Origin of the sequence: Staphylococcus sp. KUGN1, from assembly GCF_045984185.1 — a bacterium.
Taxonomy (GTDB): Bacteria; Bacillota; Bacilli; order Staphylococcales; family Staphylococcaceae; genus Staphylococcus; species Staphylococcus warneri_A.
Genome location: NZ_JBJQIL010000002.1, coordinates 405,054 through 422,714 on the forward strand (window position 1 = coordinate 405,054; position 17,661 = coordinate 422,714).

Genomic DNA, 17,661 nt, shown 5'->3' on the forward strand with positions numbered 1-17,661 from the left:
ATCATTAATCAGTAGTATTCCCACTATATAAATAGAAACGCACGATTATGGAGAATTTAAAATGAAAAGTATTACTTTCGAAGAACATTATGTGATAGACGACATTCAAAAAGAAACAATGAGTCAAGCTTCTGCTGACCCAAATGGTGTACCCATGAAAGTCATGTTAGAAGGACTAGAGAAAAAATCAGGTTTTACTGACGCTGATGAGATTTCTCATCATGATAAACGTATTAAATTCATGGATGAACAAAATGTACAAATGCAAGTATTATCATATGGTAATGGTGCACCTTCTAATCTTGAAGGTCAAAAAGCCATCGATTTATGTAAAAAAGCTAATGATCAATTAGCTGAGTATATCAAACAATATCCAGACCGTTTTGTAGGATTTGCGACATTACCGATTAATGAACCTGAAGCAGCTGTGGAAGAATTCAAGCGTTGTGTCAATGAGTTAGGCTTTAAAGGTGCACTCATTATGGGTCGTACAAAAGATGGTTTCTTAGATCAAGATCAATTTGACGGTATTTTTGCAACTGCTGAAGAATTAAATGTACCTATTTATTTACATCCCGCACCCGTAAATAGTGATGTATACCAAGCTTACTATAAAGGAAATTATCCAGAAATCACTGCTGCTACATTCGCTTGTTTCGGTTATGGTTGGCACATTGATGTTGGTATTCATGCGATCCATCTAGTTCTATCAGGTATCTTTGACCGTTACCCTAATCTAAATATGATTATCGGACACTGGGGTGAATTCATTCCATTCTTCTTAGAACGTATGGATGAAACTTTATTTGCTGATCATTTAAAACACCCTGTTAGTTATTACTTTAAAAATAATTTCTATATGACGCCAAGTGGTATGTTGACTAAACCACAATTTGATTTAGTTAAAAAGGAAATGGGGATTGACCGAATTTTATATGCGGCAGACTACCCTTATATCGAACCAGAACGTTTAGGCGTATTTTTAGATGAACTTGGTTTAACTGATGAAGAAAAAGAGAAAGTAAGTTATAGAAATGGCGCTAAATTACTTGGCTTAGAATAATATGACTGATAAATCATGCTTTAACTCAATGGAGGTATTTCATATGAATACAATAGAATTAAAAGGTGCTAAATTACGCTACCATCAAATTGGACAAGGTCCGGTATTAATATTCATCCCAGGTGCCAATGGAACTGGCGACATCTTTATGCCATTAGCACAACAATTAAAAGATCACTTCACTGTAGTTGCAGTAGATCGTCGTGACTATGGTGAAAGTGAGTTAACAGAACCACTACCAGAATCAGCAGCAAATCCAGACGACAATTATCGTGTAAAACGCGACGCAAAAGATATTGCAGAATTAGCACAATCACTTAGCGATGAACCCGTCTATGTTTTAGGCTCAAGTTCTGGTTCAATCGTTGCTATGCATGTACTTAAAGAACATCCAGAAGTAGTTAAACAAATTGCTTTCCACGAACCACCAATCAATACATTCTTACCAGATAGTAAATACTGGAAAGATAAAAATGATGAAATTGTAAACCAAATCCTTACAGAAGGATTAGAAAAAGGTATGAAAACATTTGCTGAAACACTTAATATTGCACCTATCGATGCTAAAATGATGTCTCAACCTGCAGAAACAGAAGAAGCTCAAAAAGAACAATATCAACGTGTGATGTTCTGGTCTGAATACGAAATTCGCCAATATACACACTCAGATATTACTTTAGATGACTTTAAAAAACATGAAGATCAAATCACATTACTAAATGGTACTGACTCTAGAGAATCATTCCCACAAGATGTTAACTTCTATATCAATGAACAAATTGGTTTACCAATCGTTGATATTCCTGGCGGTCATTTAGGTTATGTACAAAAACCTGAAGGCTTTGCCGAAGTATTATTAAACATGTGGCATAAATAAGCTGATTAAAAAAGCACGCGTTGAAAAATAATTCAACGCGTGCTTTTCTTTACTCTAATATTGTTTCCATTGAGCGATTAACACTGCTTGCATACATTCCACCGAATTTTAATAAATGTATCATCAATAAATATAATCTATAGAATTCTAATCGTTCATACGCACCCTTAGCTAACGGATAATGCTTTTCATATTCATCATAAAACTCTTGAGTAAAACCACCAAATACGGTTGTAATACCTAAATCAAATTCACGATCACCGTACAATGGTGCTGGATCAAATAAAGCTGGACGATCATCTGATAAAAACATATAATTACCACCCCATAAGTCACCATGTAATAACGATGGCTTACTTTGGTGTTGGTCTAATGCATCCAGCATAACCGCTCTCACCTGTTCATATACTTTATTATCTTCCTCATTCCATAGTTGTTTACGTAATAATTCATCTCGAATATGATCCATACGGCGATAAATAAAAATGTCTTTCCAGTTGTCCGTCCATGAATTATCAAATGAAATATCGCCCCCTTCATGTGGTAACCGGAATCCAAATTGGCCATCTTCTTGTTGTTGACTATGCATTTTAGCAACTAATTGTCCCAAATCTTTTTGACTGCCGGATGACCCTTCCTCAAGATAACTTAAAATTAAATACGCATCCCCATTTATCTCTCCACTTGCTATGACTTTGGGTGCAGTAATACCTGCATTTTCGAATTCATTCAGACCTGCAATTTCTGCAGCATAAAATGATTCATCTCGGTTACGTTGTACTAATAAGAAGAACGTATCATCTTGTTGTGTTATTACTTTAAATGCTTCATTCACATCTCCACCACTGACTGGTGTAATCTCTTTAATATAATCTAATGGTAAATGCTCTTTCCAATCTATAGCCATGACGTCACCTTCCCTATACTACTGAATACTAATTATATTACCTCATTTCCAATCGCTTAATCGTTAAAGCCACCCTCAATGTGTATGACCACATTATAAAAGTTCGTCTATTTTTTTAATTTTTATAATTTAACTAGGAAATTGTAAATGAAAATGCTAGTCTATTAAAAGGAAAAGTTTCACATATATTAAGTTGAGGATAGTAAGCCTCAAATATAATGAACTAGGAGCGTTAACATGTATAAATTAATTAAACCCCTTTTATTTAAAATTGAACCTGAAAAAGCACACGGATTAACTATCGACGCCTTAAAAATTGCACAAAAACAATCCTATGTATTACCGATTATGAAAAAATTATTCGATTATCAAAATCCTATGTTATCTCAAGATATCCGCGGTATTACATTTGAAAATCCAATCGGTCTTGCAGCTGGTTATGACAAATCTTGCGAAGTACCTAAAGCTTTAGAAAATCTTGGTTTCGGTGCATTAGAACTTGGTGGTATCACACCAAAGCCACAACCAGGTAATCCACAACCTCGTATGTATCGTTTATTAGAGGATGATGCCTTAATTAATCGTATGGGCTTTAATAATATGGGTATGAACAAAGCACTTAGTCATCTACGCCGTTATGCTTACCATACACCTATTGGTCTAAACGTTGGGGTCAACAAAATGACCTCTTACGACGAACGTTATCAAGACTATATTAAAGTTATTGATACATTCAAAAATGATGTTAATTTCTTTACTGTCAATATTAGCTCACCTAATACTGAAAACTTACAAAATTTTCACGATAAAGATGAATTTTCAATGTTATGCAATGCGTTAGAAACGTTTAAAGCAAACAATGAAATCAATGTACCTATTTTCTTAAAATTAACGTCTGATATGGACGAAGAAGGTTTGAAATCTCTATTACCAACCATTCAAACACATTTCGATGGTGTCATTCTTGCAAATACGACACGTAAACGTGATGGTTTAAAATCAGCTAACCGTGTTGAAGAGGGTGGTTTAAGCGGACGTCCTTTATTTGAACGTAATTTAAAACTTGTTAAATTAGCATATCAAGAAACTAAAGGAGAACTCTTAATTATTGGTACAGGCGGTATCTTTAATGCTGAAGATGCTATCCAAATGTTACGCAATGGTGCCTCTTTATTACAAATATATTCTTCATTAGTTATTGAAGGTCCAGGATTAACTAAGAAAATAAATAAAGACATTGTACAATATTTAAACCAAAATGGTTATCATCATATTAGCGATATTATCGGATTAGATGTAAAATAATTAAAAAGCAGTTAACGATGAATCAATGACTTTACATCAAATGAATCATTAAAAGTATGTGTCATGATTATAGGAGGCATTATACAATGCGAGAAGATATCAAAGATAAAGAAATGAATCAGTCCACACAACAAGACACAACCGAGAATAAAAAATCACATTCTTCAAATGACGAAGATGAAAGAAAAGGCCTTAATGGTTATCGAAAAACAGATCTTGATTTAGAAATCGAACGTGAATTACAAGAAATGATGCAAAATGAAGACAAAGAAATTAAAAAAGAAAATAAACGATTTAAACTCTTTTCTTTTGCAGCAATGCTCGTCATAGCTATTATGGCTATCGTCCGTTTCATTCATAGAATGATTTAATCAATATTAAGACCCAGAGTCAAGGATATACCACCTTTGCTCTGGGTCTTTTTTAAAATTGCTGTAAAAATGCATTGGCTTCTTTATTAATTGCTTTAAAATCAATACCTTGTTTCATTGCAGCAAACACACACCCACAGTAACACTGTCTAAAAATATGATAATCTTTACACATTTCAATAGATCGTTCATAGCCCTTATTTTTCTTGAAATCACTGGGTAAATAATTAATATTATAAATTTGTTGAACATCCATACCAAGTTGATTAATTAATTGCGCATTCTTCTTAGGTGACAATGTGATTGCACTACCAAAGTAATCATAACCATACTTAATCGCTGCTTCAGCAACCATCTCAAGTCTCATTTCAAAACAAGTTGTACATCGTAGACCACCTTCTTTTTCTTCAGTAAGTCCTTTTGATTTAGCCATTTTCATAAATTCATGTGGTTGATAAACTGCTTCAATATATTTTACATTTGCCCCCGTCTTTTCATTAAAGTCATTTACAAACATTTCTTGAACTTTAGCACGTCTTAAATATTCACTCTTAGGATGAATATTGGGATTAGCAAAATATATCGCGATATCCGCATATTGTGTCAAAAATTCTAAGGTATAGGTACTACAAGGTGCACAACAACTATGTAATAATATTTTAGGTCGTTCCCCGTTTTCCTCCCATTGTTGAATCATTTTTCTTAAAACTTTGTCATAATTGACCTTTTGGTTCTTCATTTTCTTTAAAATTTCGCCCGCTTCAATCAAAAGAAACACCTTCTTTTTATGTCATAATATAATTTATGAATATTATACAATAAATGATACATAAAAAGTCATTTCTAGTTCACTACTATATCGATATAAATAAGATAATTAAAAACTGTGACTAACTTCCATTATTTATAAACCAATCATACATAATTCTATTCTTTTCACCTAAAACATTGTATGATGTGATTAGCAATAAAATAAAAAATAACAAGGGGTATCATATGACTCAATTATCACCATATTTAGCTTTTCCAAATACGAAAGAAGCGCTTAAATATTACGAAGAAGTTTTTGGTGCAACAAATATTAAACGTTTAGAGGTTGGCGAAGACCAAGCTGAACATTTTGGTATGACTAAAGAGCAAGCCAAAGAAGCGACAATGCACTCTGAATTTGAAATTATTGGTGTAAAAATCTTAGGCGCGGATTCATTTAGCCGAATCCAACCTATCAATAACGGCATTTCATTATTAATTGATTTTGATATTAATGATCAAGCTGATGTAGAAAGAGTAGAAACTTTCTATGATAAAATTAAAGACCATGATTCTATCGACGTTGAATTACCATTATCAGAGCAATTCTGGGGCGGTAAGATGGGCGTATTTACAGATAAATACGGCGTAAGATGGATGTTACACGGTCAAGATTACAACGCTATTCCACAATCATAATTAATACAATAAGGTTGAGACACATAAAGTTTGTGTCCCAACCTTTTATTTTTATTCTGTTCTTCTAATTATCGTAGCCGGCCCATTATTAACAATATCGTAAAAATACTGTATTAAATCATCTTTAGCAATGCGATTAGGATCCTCTACCCAATGTCGTATAAATGATAATCCAGCACCTGATACATAACTCATAAAATAAGAAAATGGGATATCTCCTATTTTATTATTTTCATTTTTAAAATGATTTAGATGACCTGTGATTAATTCATATAACTTTTCATGTAAATTTGAATCTTTCCCCATCGTAAACATTAATTGATAAAATTCCATATTCTTTTCTATATTACCTATTAAAAATTCCATAATCGTACGGATACTTTCAGTAGAGAATGTTTGATTCTTATATACATCTCCCTCTTCAATAAACGTTCTAATAATTTCTACCTGTTCATCTTCCAATTTTTCTAATAAATCATATTTATCTATGTAATGAGTATAAAAAGTACTTCGATTCACATCTGCCAAATCTGATATTTGTTGAACCGTGATTTGTTCTAATTCATATTTATGAAGCAAATCGATAAATGCATGTCTAATTGCTGCTTGTGATTTTCTAACACGTCGGTCTTGTGGCATTATGTCACTTCCTTAATAGCTTACTTTCCAACAATTATAAGGGGTTTGTTGGTTAACATACAAATCATCTACATTGATGATTGGAATTATCTACTTAACCCTTTACGATAAAAGTGTAAAGAAAATTAACTAAAAAGGGTGATTCATATGACAAGAAATTTATTAGGTAATCCTCAATTAACTGTTACAGATGTTAACGATGTTAAAGAAGGTCTTAATCATATCGTTGTAGATAGTGTACAATTCGGTAATCAAGAAATGATTATGGAAAAAGATGTGGCTGTAGAAATGAAAGATGGCGAAAAATTATACGTCAATATTTTCCGTCCGAATAAAGAAGGACAATTCCCCGTTGTCATGTCAGCCGACACTTATGGTAAAGATAATAAACCTAAAATTACTAATATGGGGGCGCAATGGCCTACTTTAGGTCCTATTCCAACTTCTAGTTTTACACCTGAAGAATCACCAGATCCAGGTTTCTGGGTACCTCAAGATTATGTAGTAGTTAAACTTGCTTTAAGAGGTAGCTCTAAATCAAATGGTGTGCTATCACCTTGGTCAAAACGTGAAGCTGAAGACTACTACGAAGTCATCGAATGGGCTGCACAACAAGAATGGAGTAATGGTAATGTAGGTACCAATGGTGTCTCTTACCTAGCTGTTACACAATGGTGGGTTGCTTCATTAAATCCCCCTCATTTAAAAGCAATGATTCCTTGGGAAGGACTCAATGATATGTACCGTGAAGTAGCCTTCCATGGTGGTATTCCTGATACAGGTTTCTTCCGTTTCTGGATTCAAGGTATTTTTGCGAGATGGACTGATAATCCAAACATTGAAGATTTAATTCAAGCTCAAAAAGACCATCCATTATTCGATGATTATTGGAAACAACGTCAAGCACCATTACATCAAATTAAAACACCATTATTAGCTTGTGCAAGTTGGTCAACACAAGGTTTACACAATCGTGGTTCATTTGAAGGGTTTAAACAAGCAAGTTCAGAAGACAAATGGTTATATATCCATGGTCGTAAAGAATGGGAAAGTTATTATGCTCGTGAAAACCTTGAACGCCAAAAAGCATTCTTCGATTATTACCTTAAAGAAGAAGATAATGATTGGAAAGAAACACCAACTGTCACTTATGAAGTAAGAGATCAATTCTATAAAGGTGAATTCAAAACAGCAACAGCATTCCCACTACCAAATACGAACTACACACCTTTATATCTAAATGCTAAAGACTTAACTTTAAATCAAAATGCTGTCAATGAAGAAAGTTCAACTCAATACGATTCTGAAAATGAACAAGATGATGTACGCTTTAGCTATACATTCGATCATGACACAGAATTAGTAGGAAATATGAACTTAAAACTTTGGGTAAGTACAGATGATGCAGACGATATGGACTTATTCGCAGGTATTAAAAAACTAGATCGTCGTGGTAACGAAGTGCACTTCCCAGACTTCAACCATATTGAACAAGGTCAAGTAGCTACAGGTTGGTTACGTGCATCTCATCGTGAGTTAGACCAAGACAAATCAACTATCGCTCAACCTTGGCATAAACATGAACAAGAGCTCAAACTTAATAAAGGAGACATTGTTCCTGTTGAAATCGAATTATTACCATCTGGCACACGTTTCAAACAAGGTGAAACACTAGTCGTTGTTGTCAAAGGTAGTGAAATTGTTAAAGGTAATAGTACACCTGGTATGAAAACACGCTATGAACATGAAGAACGCGTTAATAAAGGACTTCATCACATTCATACAGGTGGCCAATATGATTCTCAACTGATCATTCCAGTTACAAAATAATGGTATATTTAAGAAGGACCACTCTGATGAGTGGCCCTTCTTATTTTTAGTTTGAGTAATCAATTTAAAATGATCTATAAAGTATGGTTATCTTAGTAGCCTGAACCTACTTTTTCGCCGTCTTCATCATATTCTGTTACGTAACCATCATCTGTGTCTACTGTATATGACCCAGCTAAGTCTCCATCTTTATCTTCAAATGAGAATCCCCATTTACCGTCATCCGTTTTTTCTGGTTCTTTATACGTATACGTATCTGTATCTAATTTATGACCTTCATATGATTCTACTTTATCGATAACATTACTTCTTGTAACTTCACCTGAATCGCTACTGTCACTATCATCGTCTTCATCCATTTTCTTATCATATGCGTCATCAATCGCGTCTTCATCAAATTTCAATGTGACTTCCGATACGCCATCATCTTCATTACTTGCACTTGAAACATTCACTGAACTTGATTTAAATGATTGACCATCTAATGTACCTTGGGCATAAACAATTACCTCTTCATCAGGATCATAAGGACCATATGTTTTTGATTCATCTCCTGAATTTTTATCGTTCACATAGATTTTAATATCATCTAACATCGAACCGCCTTCAGTTGTTACAGTGAAACGTTTTTGTTTAAATGATTCCTTGGCAGTAGCTTCATCTTCACTCATAGTAATATCAAGCGCACCATTAAACGTTTTGCCACCCATTTTCTTAGATGCTTTTAGATTATAATCACCAACTGGGAATGCACCTAACGTTTTTTCTTCTTCTTTTTCAACAGAAATATGATGTTTCTCACCATTAAATGTATAAGTGATATCACCACTATCATTAGGATAAATAGATACCGTATGTTGCGGAATATTAAAGTTGTACTTATCGAAGAATAAATATTTTTTACCATTCTTCTCTATATTCAACACATTATTATCATTCGCATTGACTGATAAACTATTATACTTACCTTGCTTGATTTCTTTAGTATTATTTTTAATTTGATTCGCAACGTTAGTTAAGTCGTCTTCAGCTTTAATGTAATTTAAATATGCTCTTGCTTCTTCTTCACTCAATTTATGATTATCTGATGTTACTTGTTTTGCTAAACCTTTAGCATCATCTTTTTTCACTGCATGTGCGATATTATCTGCTTGACTTTCAGGTGAAAATTGATGTTTCAGGATTGCAAAAATGGCAATTAACATCGCCAATACAACCGCAATAATTAAAACAATAAAAATAACCTTTTTCTTACTTTTTTTGGGTTGTGGTTGATACTGTTGATGCATATTCGCATTATTATAACTTTGTTGTCGTTGTGCGTTTCCTTGACTTTGAGTTGATTGTGTTGCATTTGATGATCCATTAACTGGTGCACCACAATTCGTACATATCTTTACATCTGGGCGTAAAGGGTTACCACAATTACTACAATATTTCATTAATACGTACTACCCCCACCAAATAAGCTATTAAATAATGAATCTTTCGTTTCATTGAATGTTTCTAAGATACTTGAGAATGTTACCTCACCAAATATTCTCATTAAAATGAAAATAACAATTAAATAAATAATCATACCGTAAAAGCTTGAAAATCTTGTATGATTAATGCCACTATATTTGGCAATTAAATAAACACCTGAAGTGACAAGTATAACGAATGATAAGATAAGAATAACCGTACCAAACGTATATGCTTCCATAATTAATAAAATGATTGATAATAATAATGTTGCCACTGTTACACTATTTATAAATACAAAATCTGAAAGCACTTTTTTAAATGGTATTGCTTGGACTACAACTAATCTAGTAATACCAAACGTTGCACCTACAATTGCAGCTAATAAAATAATTAAGCTAAAAATGATAGAAAAAACAATTTTAGCTTCTGAAGTAAATAAAGATACTTCTTCAGGAATAGCTAAGAATAAAATAATTGCTATTAAAATTAATCCAATTGCTAATAGTGATCCTAATAATTTGAAACTAAATGTATGTATACTTTTAATTTCTCTGTCTGGATCTACAAAAGCACTTTTGAAAAAGCCTTTACTTTCAGCTGTAACCTCTTTAGCTTGTTCACTAAATTGATTAGGTTGTTTTTGATAACCATGTGGTTGTTGTTGGAATTGTTGATTTTGGAATTGTTGATTTTGTTGCTGATACTGTTGGTTTTGGAATTGCTGTTGATTAGTATTGTTTTGTGCTTGTTGATGCTGACTGTGATTGAAGTTTGAATTTGAACTATTTTCGGTAGATGCATTTTGTTGATTCATTGAATTAGATGGCGCACCTTGGTTCATAGATTGTGATTGCTCGTATGAGGCATTGCTATTTGAGTTGATTGCGTGTTGACTAGATGCGTGTGTTGAATGATGAGACTGTGAATTAGAATCTGCTTTTTGAATATCATTTTCAGCAGCTGTGACTGATTTTGATTGACGTTCTAATTTAGTACCACATTCCCCACAAAAAACGTCATCTTGTTCGACTTGATGACCACAATTTGGACATTTCATAATGTTACCCCCAATTTCTATTTTTAATCTTTGCAAAGTATAACATTATATTTATGTTGTTTTCTATCGATTTTTGAAATATTTATAAAATTCTTTATTAAAGTTAGTTATATTTTTAGATAGGTCAATTACCTTTAAACTTATATTTACTAAAATTTTTTATTTTAATATCTAATAAAATAACTATCATCAATATTAAACCAACAAAAAAAAGAGAAGTACTGTACGCTTTCTCCTTAAGATAAATATCATTTATTTTTTGTCATACCATGATTATCTTTAGTTCGAGTCTGACTAAAGATTTCCGACTCATTAAATTTAAGTACGACATTAACAGGACTTTCATCGCTATTAATGGATGGTACATTTACTTCATTTGATTTGAATGATTGATTTCCTATATACCCTACTCCATATACAAGTAAATCTTCTTCTCCGCTATAAGGGCCATAGGTGATATAATCTTTGACTCTTCCTACATGTTTATCGTTTAATACTAACTCTACTTTCTTAAACATATAACTATTTTTAGTCGTCACTTTAAATCGCTTTTCACTAAAGTCTTCTTTAGCCATCGTGCCGTACTGCTTTAAACTTAATACGACATGACCGTCGTAAGTACGGTTACCCACTTTTTTAGTCGCTTTTAATTTGTATTCTCCTAAAGGTACTGCTTCAAGACTCACAATATGACCTTTTACTAAACGTATTTCATGCTTTTTATCATTTAATTGATATGTTAATTCACCATTATCTTTATCATCTAATATAAAACGAAATTGGGGTATTTCAAATTGAAATTCTTTGATATAACCATATAATTGCGTTTTCTTATTGATCGTTAAAAACGTCACACCATCAATGTTGATATCTTTTGATGTAGCTTCATTCTGATCTAACTGATGGATGGCTGATTTGATTTGTTTCATATATCTATCGGATCCACCCATTGTTTGGATTAAAGCAAAATATGCCACCGCTTCCTCATCTGTCAATGGTTGATGATTTGAGGTCACTAATGATGTTAATTGCTCTTTATCCTTATATCTCATTGCCTCTGAAAATGCTTGAATTCTTTTGTCTGCTGAATTTTCATATCTAAAATAGTATATCCAACTTACTAATATAATGACCATAATCATCAGTAAAACCACAATCAAAAACAATGGTTTACGTGGTTTACGAAATCGGTATCTATGCGACGTATGTGCTGCATGTATTTGATGCAAATGATTTTTGTCATGTTTTTATTAATGCCTTTTGAATAATAAGATGGACAATATTGAGTGAGATAGTAATGTTTAGGCATACCACATCTGTTACAATAAACCACTAAAACCACTACCAAACAGTTTCATCAAGTAATCATTAATTAATTGTTGTATAATCATATGCCCTATAAATAAACGATGACCATCAAGACAAATTGGTAAATGATAATACCATAAATACTCGCAAATTTTGTAGGATAGATACCACTATATTTCACTAACATGTACGTTGGTGAGATGATATATAATAGCACAAATGCTAATAGCATGATAATCAATGCTAATTTAAAGATAGATAAAATGGCTAATACTAATCCAATTAATAATGCTAAAACTGAGAAAGTGTTAATAACAACATAATCTGAAAAAACCTTATGAAATTCTATCGTCGTTGTTAAAGTACATTTCACGATGCAATATAAAATAGTAACTGATAAAGCTAAACTACCTAGGATGATCATTAACATATAAAAAATAGCTTTAAATGGTGAACTTTCTGGAAATAATAAAAATATATCAGATGCTAGAATGATGATTAATAATGTACTTAAAAGTAATCCAGCACATATTAACGTCACTAATAATCGATAACTATATATCACATCGCTTTGGTCTGATGATTTAAACACATGGTTAAAAAACTGTTTACTTTCGTCTGTTAAATCTTTCATTTTATGTTCAAAAGACGCCGTTTTATCTTTCATTACTTCTTCAAAATGCGCATCGTTTTCACCTAGTGTAGATAACTTTCTCTTTGTTTGGTGTGATGTTGTACCTTGTTTAAAGTTTTCGTTATCTCTTCTACTTTTCACATTGTCATCGTTAGTTTTAGTAGAATGTTGTTGTGTCTCTTTTATTGTAGATGCTGTTGTACTAGTTGTTGTATGATCATTTTGACGCGTTAATTTGTATCCGCAATGACCACAACATTGATCTTCTTGTTGATAATTCTGACCACAATTTGGACATTTCATGTCTATTCAATTCCTCTGCTATATTTACTTAGATAAATTATATCCCATTTAACCGCCCTATTCTATATTATTTTTATTTTATTTAATAAAAATTAAAAGTCCTAATCAACCACTTCTCGTGATGAATTAGGACTTCATTTTATATCGAATGATACAACTTATAACACAATCGTATTCTCTTTTTCATGTATCATCTCAATGATTTCATTATGTTCATTCAATACTGCTACTTTAGGTGCATGATACTTCAATTCTTCTTCATTTAATTGTGCATAAGTCATAATTATAACTATATCTTCTACTTCAACTAATCTTGCAGCGGCACCATTTAAACAAATTTTGCCACTACCTCTTTCACCAGCGATGACATATGTTTCAAAACGTGCACCATTATTATTGTTGACGATGGCTACTTTCTCATTTGGCAGTATATCAACGGCATCTAAAATGTCAGAATCAATCGTGATACTTCCAACATAATTCAAGTTGGATTCTGTCACTCTTGCTCTATGAATTTTAGAATTCATCATTGTTCTAATCAACTTATTCAGCTCCAATTATTATATTATCTATCAAACGTGCTTTAGAAAATTTAACAGCTAATGAAATAAAGATTTGGCCTTGAATTTTAGATTGCTCTTCTAATTCTGGGTAACTATAAATGGCAACTTCATCAACTTGACCACTTGTATAATCTAATAAGTACTGTGTAATTTCATCTATAATAACAGAACTATTGCGTTCACCATTATTATATAAATCACGTGCTAATTTCAAACTTTTACTTAAATGAACGGCTTCCTGACGTTCTTCTTCTGTTAAATATACATTTCGTGAGCTTTTAGCTAATCCATCTTTTTCACGAACGATGTCAACGCCAATGATTTCAATTGGGTGATTGAAGTCTTTAACCATTTTTTCAACGATGGCCAATTGTTGTGCATCCTTTTTACCAAAGTAAGCATAGTCTGGACTAATAATATTAAATAATTTATTTACTACTGTTACGACACCTTCAAAATGTCCTGATCGTTGTGCACCTTCTAATACATGAGCTAATTTACCCACCTTCAATGTTACACCTAGTTCATCAGGGTACATTTCTTCTACACTTGGATAAAATACATAATCTACATCAATTTCTTCCATCATTTCAACATCTTTATTAATTTGACGTGGATATGCATCGAAGTCTTCATTTGGACCGAATTGTAAAGGATTAACAAATATACTAACTACAGTGATATCGTTAAATTCTGATGATAATTCCATCATTTTTAAATGCCCTTCATGTAATGCACCCATCGTTGGTACAAAACCAATCGTTTGACCATGTCTCTTGTATTCTTTAGCAATACTTTGCATTTCACTTACCGTTGTAATCACTTTAGTCATTTTTATTTACCTCGCTCATAATTTTTTTCTTATACGTGTGTGCTTCGGATGGAAATGCGCCTGATTTTACTTCTTCATTATATTGTTTTAAACCATTAATACCTATTGAAAAATCACTATATTGCTTAACAAATTTGGCATGTCGATCGACACCATAATTTAACATATCATGATAAACCAATACTTGTCCGTCAGTATCTTTACCTGCACCAATGCCTATAACTGGAATTGATAATTGTTGGCTAATTTCTTGTGCCAGATCACTAGGAATTGCTTCGAGCACAAGCGCAATTGCACCAGCTTCTTCTACATGATGCGCGTCCTCAATTAATTGTAATGCCGCTTCTTTGGTACTACCTTGCAATTTGTATCCCATAACACCAACACTTTGCGGTGTTAATCCTAAATGTGCCACAACAGGAATACCTATTTGAGTAGCTTTTCGAATAAATGCAGTTAAATGTGCACCTTCTGCTTTAATCGCGTTTGCTTCTGTTTGTTGATATAACGTTAATGCATTTTTCAAATCTAATTCATCACTAATCCCCACCGCACCAATAGGCATATCTACGACTACAAATGTATCAGATGCACCACGTCGAACCGCTTTACCATGATGAATCATATCGTCTATTGTAACTTGAACTGTACTTTCATAACCTAACACAGTCATTCCTAAGGAATCTCCTACTAAAATCATATCTATATCTGCTTGTTGTGCTTGCTTTGCACTAGGAAAATCATAAGCAGTAACCATTGAAATTTTATTGCTTTGTTCTTTCATTTCTACTAACTGAGCTATAGTTTTCAATTCAATTCATCCTCAATTTCCTATATTATTAAGCAATAGTATAATGAATCTATCCCAGAAAGGAAAGAATAATATTATGACAATTGGTGTTATTGGCCCAGGTGCCGTTGGAACAACGATTGCTATTGAATTACAGCAAGCATATCCTGACACTTTACTTATTGGAAAGCAAAAAAACACATTAAATTATTTCCCAGAAAATGGACATCAATCTAAAACAATCTCTGTAACGCCTTATCAAGATATAACACAACCACTTGATATTGTATTTATTGTGGTTAAAACATATCAATTAGAAACAGTCATTACTCAATTATCACCTATTATCCATGAAGAGACGATCATCATTCTCGCTCAAAATGGCTATGGACAATTAGAGCGCATACCTTTTCCAAATTCATATCAGGCCGTTGTGTATATCAGTGGTCAAAAAAATAACAATGACGTCACTCATTTTAGAGACTATCGCCTTCACTTGAAAGATACACCAAGGACTCGAAAATTACAAAAGTTAACCAACCAAACGAATATTGAAATCATACTCGAAGAGAATATAGAAGAAAAGATATGGTATAAACTATTAGTTAATTTGGGGATCAATTCAATTACTGCATTGGGCCGAGATACTGCTAAATTATTACGATCATCACATATTCGGAATATTTGTCGTGGCATCATTTCAGAGGGGATTTCCGTAGCTCGTGCTGAGGGACTCAATTTTGATGTAAACACACTCGACTCTATTATGACAATATATGAGGGGTATCCTGATCAGATGGGAACAAGTATGTACTATGATATCACATCTGGAAGACCTTTAGAAATGGAGTCTATACAAGGATACATTTATAAGAAGGCTCAAGAATATCATATAACGACACCTTACCTTGATACGGTATATGCATTTTTATCGGCTTATCAATCTCAATTTTAATGATATTTCTAATAACGTAACAAAGCCTGAGGCAAGACATGACTTACCTCAGGCTTCATTTATAGTTATTCGGCTTCTCTTATTTCTTCAGCAATATCTTTATAATCAATATCCGTCTTATTAAAGATTTCATCATTAATTGGGAAATGTTGTTCGAATGTTTCGAAGTTCTGAATTTCAACTTTAACATCTTCTATTTCAAAGTCTAGCACATGGCCGCCGAAGTTACGATCATCATTCGCAAAGTGCACATGGAATCCTGCTGAACCTACACCATGGAAAAGTTCCGGTGTGAAGAAACCAACAACAGTTCCTTTAACATACGTCTCAGTTTGTTCAGGTTGTCTGCGTGCCGAATCAATTAATCGTGTGTATGGCGGCTCTTGTCCAGGCATCATGCGAACGTGCATTTTTTTGAATACTCCAGAAATTTTAACAGCTGAAAATAAGTTTTCACTCAACATGTTTTCTTTAACTTCGTCAAAAACGTCTTCAGATGATTTATCTTTAGTTTGGTATGTTGTATCTGCCTTGAATTTCGTCACTGTCGCATAAGGTGTTAATTCATCACCTTTTAATTCAATAAAATCTTTATGTTCATTAGCATGGTAAGCCTTACCATCCACAAATATCACTTCTCCATTCGATCCCGTTAAAGTCGCAATACCTAAATCTCCATGTTTTAATATTTCATTAATTGAGGCGGTACCCTTTAATAGTCCTGCCATCAATGTTCCTAATGTACCGTGTTGATATAAGATATTAGTCATAAAAGCTTCACTCCTCAATTACTATTTGATTATTAATTAAATGCATCAGGCAACATATTGGTTGAAAGTTTTACATTATCTTTATAATTTACAGGTATATCAATGACTACAGGTCCTTGAATTTCATAACCTTTTTTAATCGCATTTTCTAATTCTTCTTGATTTGTTACACGCATTCCTTTCGCACCAAAAGCTTCTGCATATTTCACGTAATCAACTGAACCAAAATCTACACCTGATGAACGTTCGTATTTCATTTCTTCTTGGAACTCAACCATATTATACTTACCATCATTCCAAATTAATTGTATGATATTTAGATTCTTTCGAACAGCTGTTTCTAAATCCTGTGCTGAAAATAGAAATCCACCATCACCAGCTACTGAGACAACTTGTGTATTTGGACGTACTAGCGCTGCTGAAATCGCCCAAGGTAATGCAACACCTAACGTTTGCATACCATTACTAAATAACAAATGTCTCGGATTATAACTTCTGAATTTACGTGCCATCCAAATATAATGACTTCCGACATCAACGG

At 33.0% G+C, this 17,661-nt stretch carries 19 protein-coding genes; 7 read left to right on the forward strand and 12 right to left on the reverse strand.

Annotated features, from left to right (window positions below):
• Nucleotides 1-61: 61 nt before the first annotated feature.
• Together ACJQQZ_RS08415 and ACJQQZ_RS08420 are read left to right on the forward strand one after the other, a co-directional pair.
• Complete coding sequence (locus ACJQQZ_RS08415) at nucleotides 62-1,063, forward strand: amidohydrolase family protein (RefSeq protein WP_107532316.1); 1,002 nt, start codon at nucleotides 62-64, stop codon at nucleotides 1,061-1,063.
• Between the two features lie 43 nt (nucleotides 1,064-1,106).
• Nucleotides 1,107-1,940: an alpha/beta hydrolase gene (locus ACJQQZ_RS08420; protein ID WP_075778497.1), complete on the forward strand. Its 834-nt coding sequence runs from the start codon at nucleotides 1,107-1,109 to the stop codon at nucleotides 1,938-1,940.
• A 49-nt stretch (nucleotides 1,941-1,989) separates the two neighbouring features.
• Here the strand turns inward: ACJQQZ_RS08420 and ACJQQZ_RS08425 are convergent, their stop codons facing one another.
• Complete coding sequence (locus ACJQQZ_RS08425) at nucleotides 1,990-2,847, reverse strand: fructosamine kinase family protein (protein WP_124228147.1); 858 nt, start codon at nucleotides 2,845-2,847, stop codon at nucleotides 1,990-1,992.
• Between the two features lie 237 nt (nucleotides 2,848-3,084).
• On the opposite strand from ACJQQZ_RS08425, the gene ACJQQZ_RS08430 reads away from it, so the two are divergent.
• Together ACJQQZ_RS08430 and ACJQQZ_RS08435 are read left to right on the forward strand one after the other, a co-directional pair.
• A complete protein-coding gene (locus ACJQQZ_RS08430) occupies nucleotides 3,085-4,152 on the forward strand; it encodes a quinone-dependent dihydroorotate dehydrogenase (protein ID WP_002450167.1) in 1,068 nt (355 codons plus the stop codon).
• An 86-nt stretch (nucleotides 4,153-4,238) separates the two neighbouring features.
• On the forward strand, nucleotides 4,239-4,523 hold the full coding sequence (locus ACJQQZ_RS08435) for a hypothetical protein (protein ID WP_049424023.1): 285 nt from the start codon (nucleotides 4,239-4,241) through the stop codon (nucleotides 4,521-4,523).
• Between the two features lie 52 nt (nucleotides 4,524-4,575).
• On the opposite strand, the gene ACJQQZ_RS08440 is transcribed toward ACJQQZ_RS08435, so the two are convergent.
• Nucleotides 4,576-5,262, reverse strand: a complete 687-nt coding sequence (locus ACJQQZ_RS08440) for an epoxyqueuosine reductase QueH (protein ID WP_398575065.1) — start codon at nucleotides 5,260-5,262, stop codon at nucleotides 4,576-4,578.
• A 257-nt stretch (nucleotides 5,263-5,519) separates the two neighbouring features.
• On the opposite strand from ACJQQZ_RS08440, the gene ACJQQZ_RS08445 reads away from it, so the two are divergent.
• Entirely contained in the window at nucleotides 5,520-5,972 is a 453-nt protein-coding gene (locus tag ACJQQZ_RS08445; RefSeq protein ID WP_002450170.1) for a VOC family protein, read from the forward strand.
• 51 nt (nucleotides 5,973-6,023) lie between these two features.
• Here ACJQQZ_RS08445 and ACJQQZ_RS08450 read toward each other — a convergent pair whose 3' ends face one another.
• On the reverse strand, nucleotides 6,024-6,611 hold the full coding sequence (locus ACJQQZ_RS08450) for a TetR/AcrR family transcriptional regulator (protein ID WP_049424029.1): 588 nt from the start codon (nucleotides 6,609-6,611) through the stop codon (nucleotides 6,024-6,026).
• 147 nt (nucleotides 6,612-6,758) lie between these two features.
• On the opposite strand from ACJQQZ_RS08450, the gene ACJQQZ_RS08455 reads away from it, so the two are divergent.
• A complete protein-coding gene (locus ACJQQZ_RS08455) occupies nucleotides 6,759-8,441 on the forward strand; it encodes a CocE/NonD family hydrolase (RefSeq protein WP_002450172.1) in 1,683 nt (560 codons plus the stop codon).
• A gap of 92 nt (nucleotides 8,442-8,533) precedes the next feature.
• Here ACJQQZ_RS08455 and ACJQQZ_RS08460 read toward each other — a convergent pair whose 3' ends face one another.
• The 7 genes from ACJQQZ_RS08460 to panB all read right to left on the reverse strand — a co-directional run bounded on the left by ACJQQZ_RS08460 (nucleotide 8,534) and on the right by panB (nucleotide 15,416).
• The gene (locus ACJQQZ_RS08460; protein WP_002450173.1) at nucleotides 8,534-9,883 is read right to left on the reverse strand and encodes a zinc ribbon domain-containing protein; all 1,350 of its coding nucleotides are present in this window, start codon (nucleotides 9,881-9,883) and stop codon (nucleotides 8,534-8,536) included.
• Nucleotides 9,883-10,965, reverse strand: a complete 1,083-nt coding sequence (locus ACJQQZ_RS08465; protein ID WP_124228144.1) for a zinc ribbon domain-containing protein — start codon at nucleotides 10,963-10,965, stop codon at nucleotides 9,883-9,885. Before ACJQQZ_RS08465 ends, ACJQQZ_RS08460 begins: the two co-directional genes overlap by 1 nt.
• 248 nt (nucleotides 10,966-11,213) lie before the next feature.
• Nucleotides 11,214-12,194, reverse strand: coding sequence for a TcaA second domain-containing protein (locus tag ACJQQZ_RS08470; RefSeq protein ID WP_261369320.1), 981 nt, complete (start codon nucleotides 12,192-12,194; stop codon nucleotides 11,214-11,216).
• A gap of 167 nt (nucleotides 12,195-12,361) precedes the next feature.
• Nucleotides 12,362-13,210: a zinc ribbon domain-containing protein gene (locus tag ACJQQZ_RS08475; RefSeq protein WP_242244684.1), complete on the reverse strand. Its 849-nt coding sequence runs from the start codon at nucleotides 13,208-13,210 to the stop codon at nucleotides 12,362-12,364.
• 158 nt (nucleotides 13,211-13,368) lie between these two features.
• Nucleotides 13,369-13,752 carry an aspartate 1-decarboxylase gene (gene panD / locus ACJQQZ_RS08480; RefSeq protein ID WP_002450178.1) on the reverse strand — a complete coding sequence of 128 codons (384 nt, stop codon included), beginning with the start codon at nucleotides 13,750-13,752 and terminating at the stop codon, nucleotides 13,369-13,371.
• A gap of 1 nt (nucleotide 13,753) precedes the next feature.
• Complete coding sequence (gene panC / locus ACJQQZ_RS08485; RefSeq protein ID WP_124228143.1) at nucleotides 13,754-14,605, reverse strand: pantoate--beta-alanine ligase; 852 nt, start codon at nucleotides 14,603-14,605, stop codon at nucleotides 13,754-13,756.
• On the reverse strand, nucleotides 14,598-15,416 hold the full coding sequence (gene panB / locus ACJQQZ_RS08490) for a 3-methyl-2-oxobutanoate hydroxymethyltransferase (protein ID WP_124228142.1): 819 nt from the start codon (nucleotides 15,414-15,416) through the stop codon (nucleotides 14,598-14,600). Before panB ends, panC begins: the two co-directional genes overlap by 8 nt.
• A 76-nt stretch (nucleotides 15,417-15,492) precedes the next feature.
• On the opposite strand from panB, the gene ACJQQZ_RS08495 reads away from it, so the two are divergent.
• Nucleotides 15,493-16,350 (forward strand): oxidoreductase, encoded by an 858-nt coding sequence (locus ACJQQZ_RS08495; protein WP_124228141.1) that lies wholly within the window; start codon nucleotides 15,493-15,495, stop codon nucleotides 16,348-16,350.
• Between the two features lie 65 nt (nucleotides 16,351-16,415).
• Here the strand turns inward: ACJQQZ_RS08495 and budA are convergent, their stop codons facing one another.
• Nucleotides 16,416-17,120, reverse strand: a complete 705-nt coding sequence (gene budA, locus ACJQQZ_RS08500) for an acetolactate decarboxylase (protein WP_408023115.1) — start codon at nucleotides 17,118-17,120, stop codon at nucleotides 16,416-16,418.
• Nucleotides 17,121-17,152: 32 nt separating this feature from the next.
• On the reverse strand, nucleotides 17,153-17,661 hold a 509-nt coding region (locus ACJQQZ_RS08505), incomplete at its 5' end, for a thiamine pyrophosphate-dependent enzyme (RefSeq protein ID WP_408023116.1).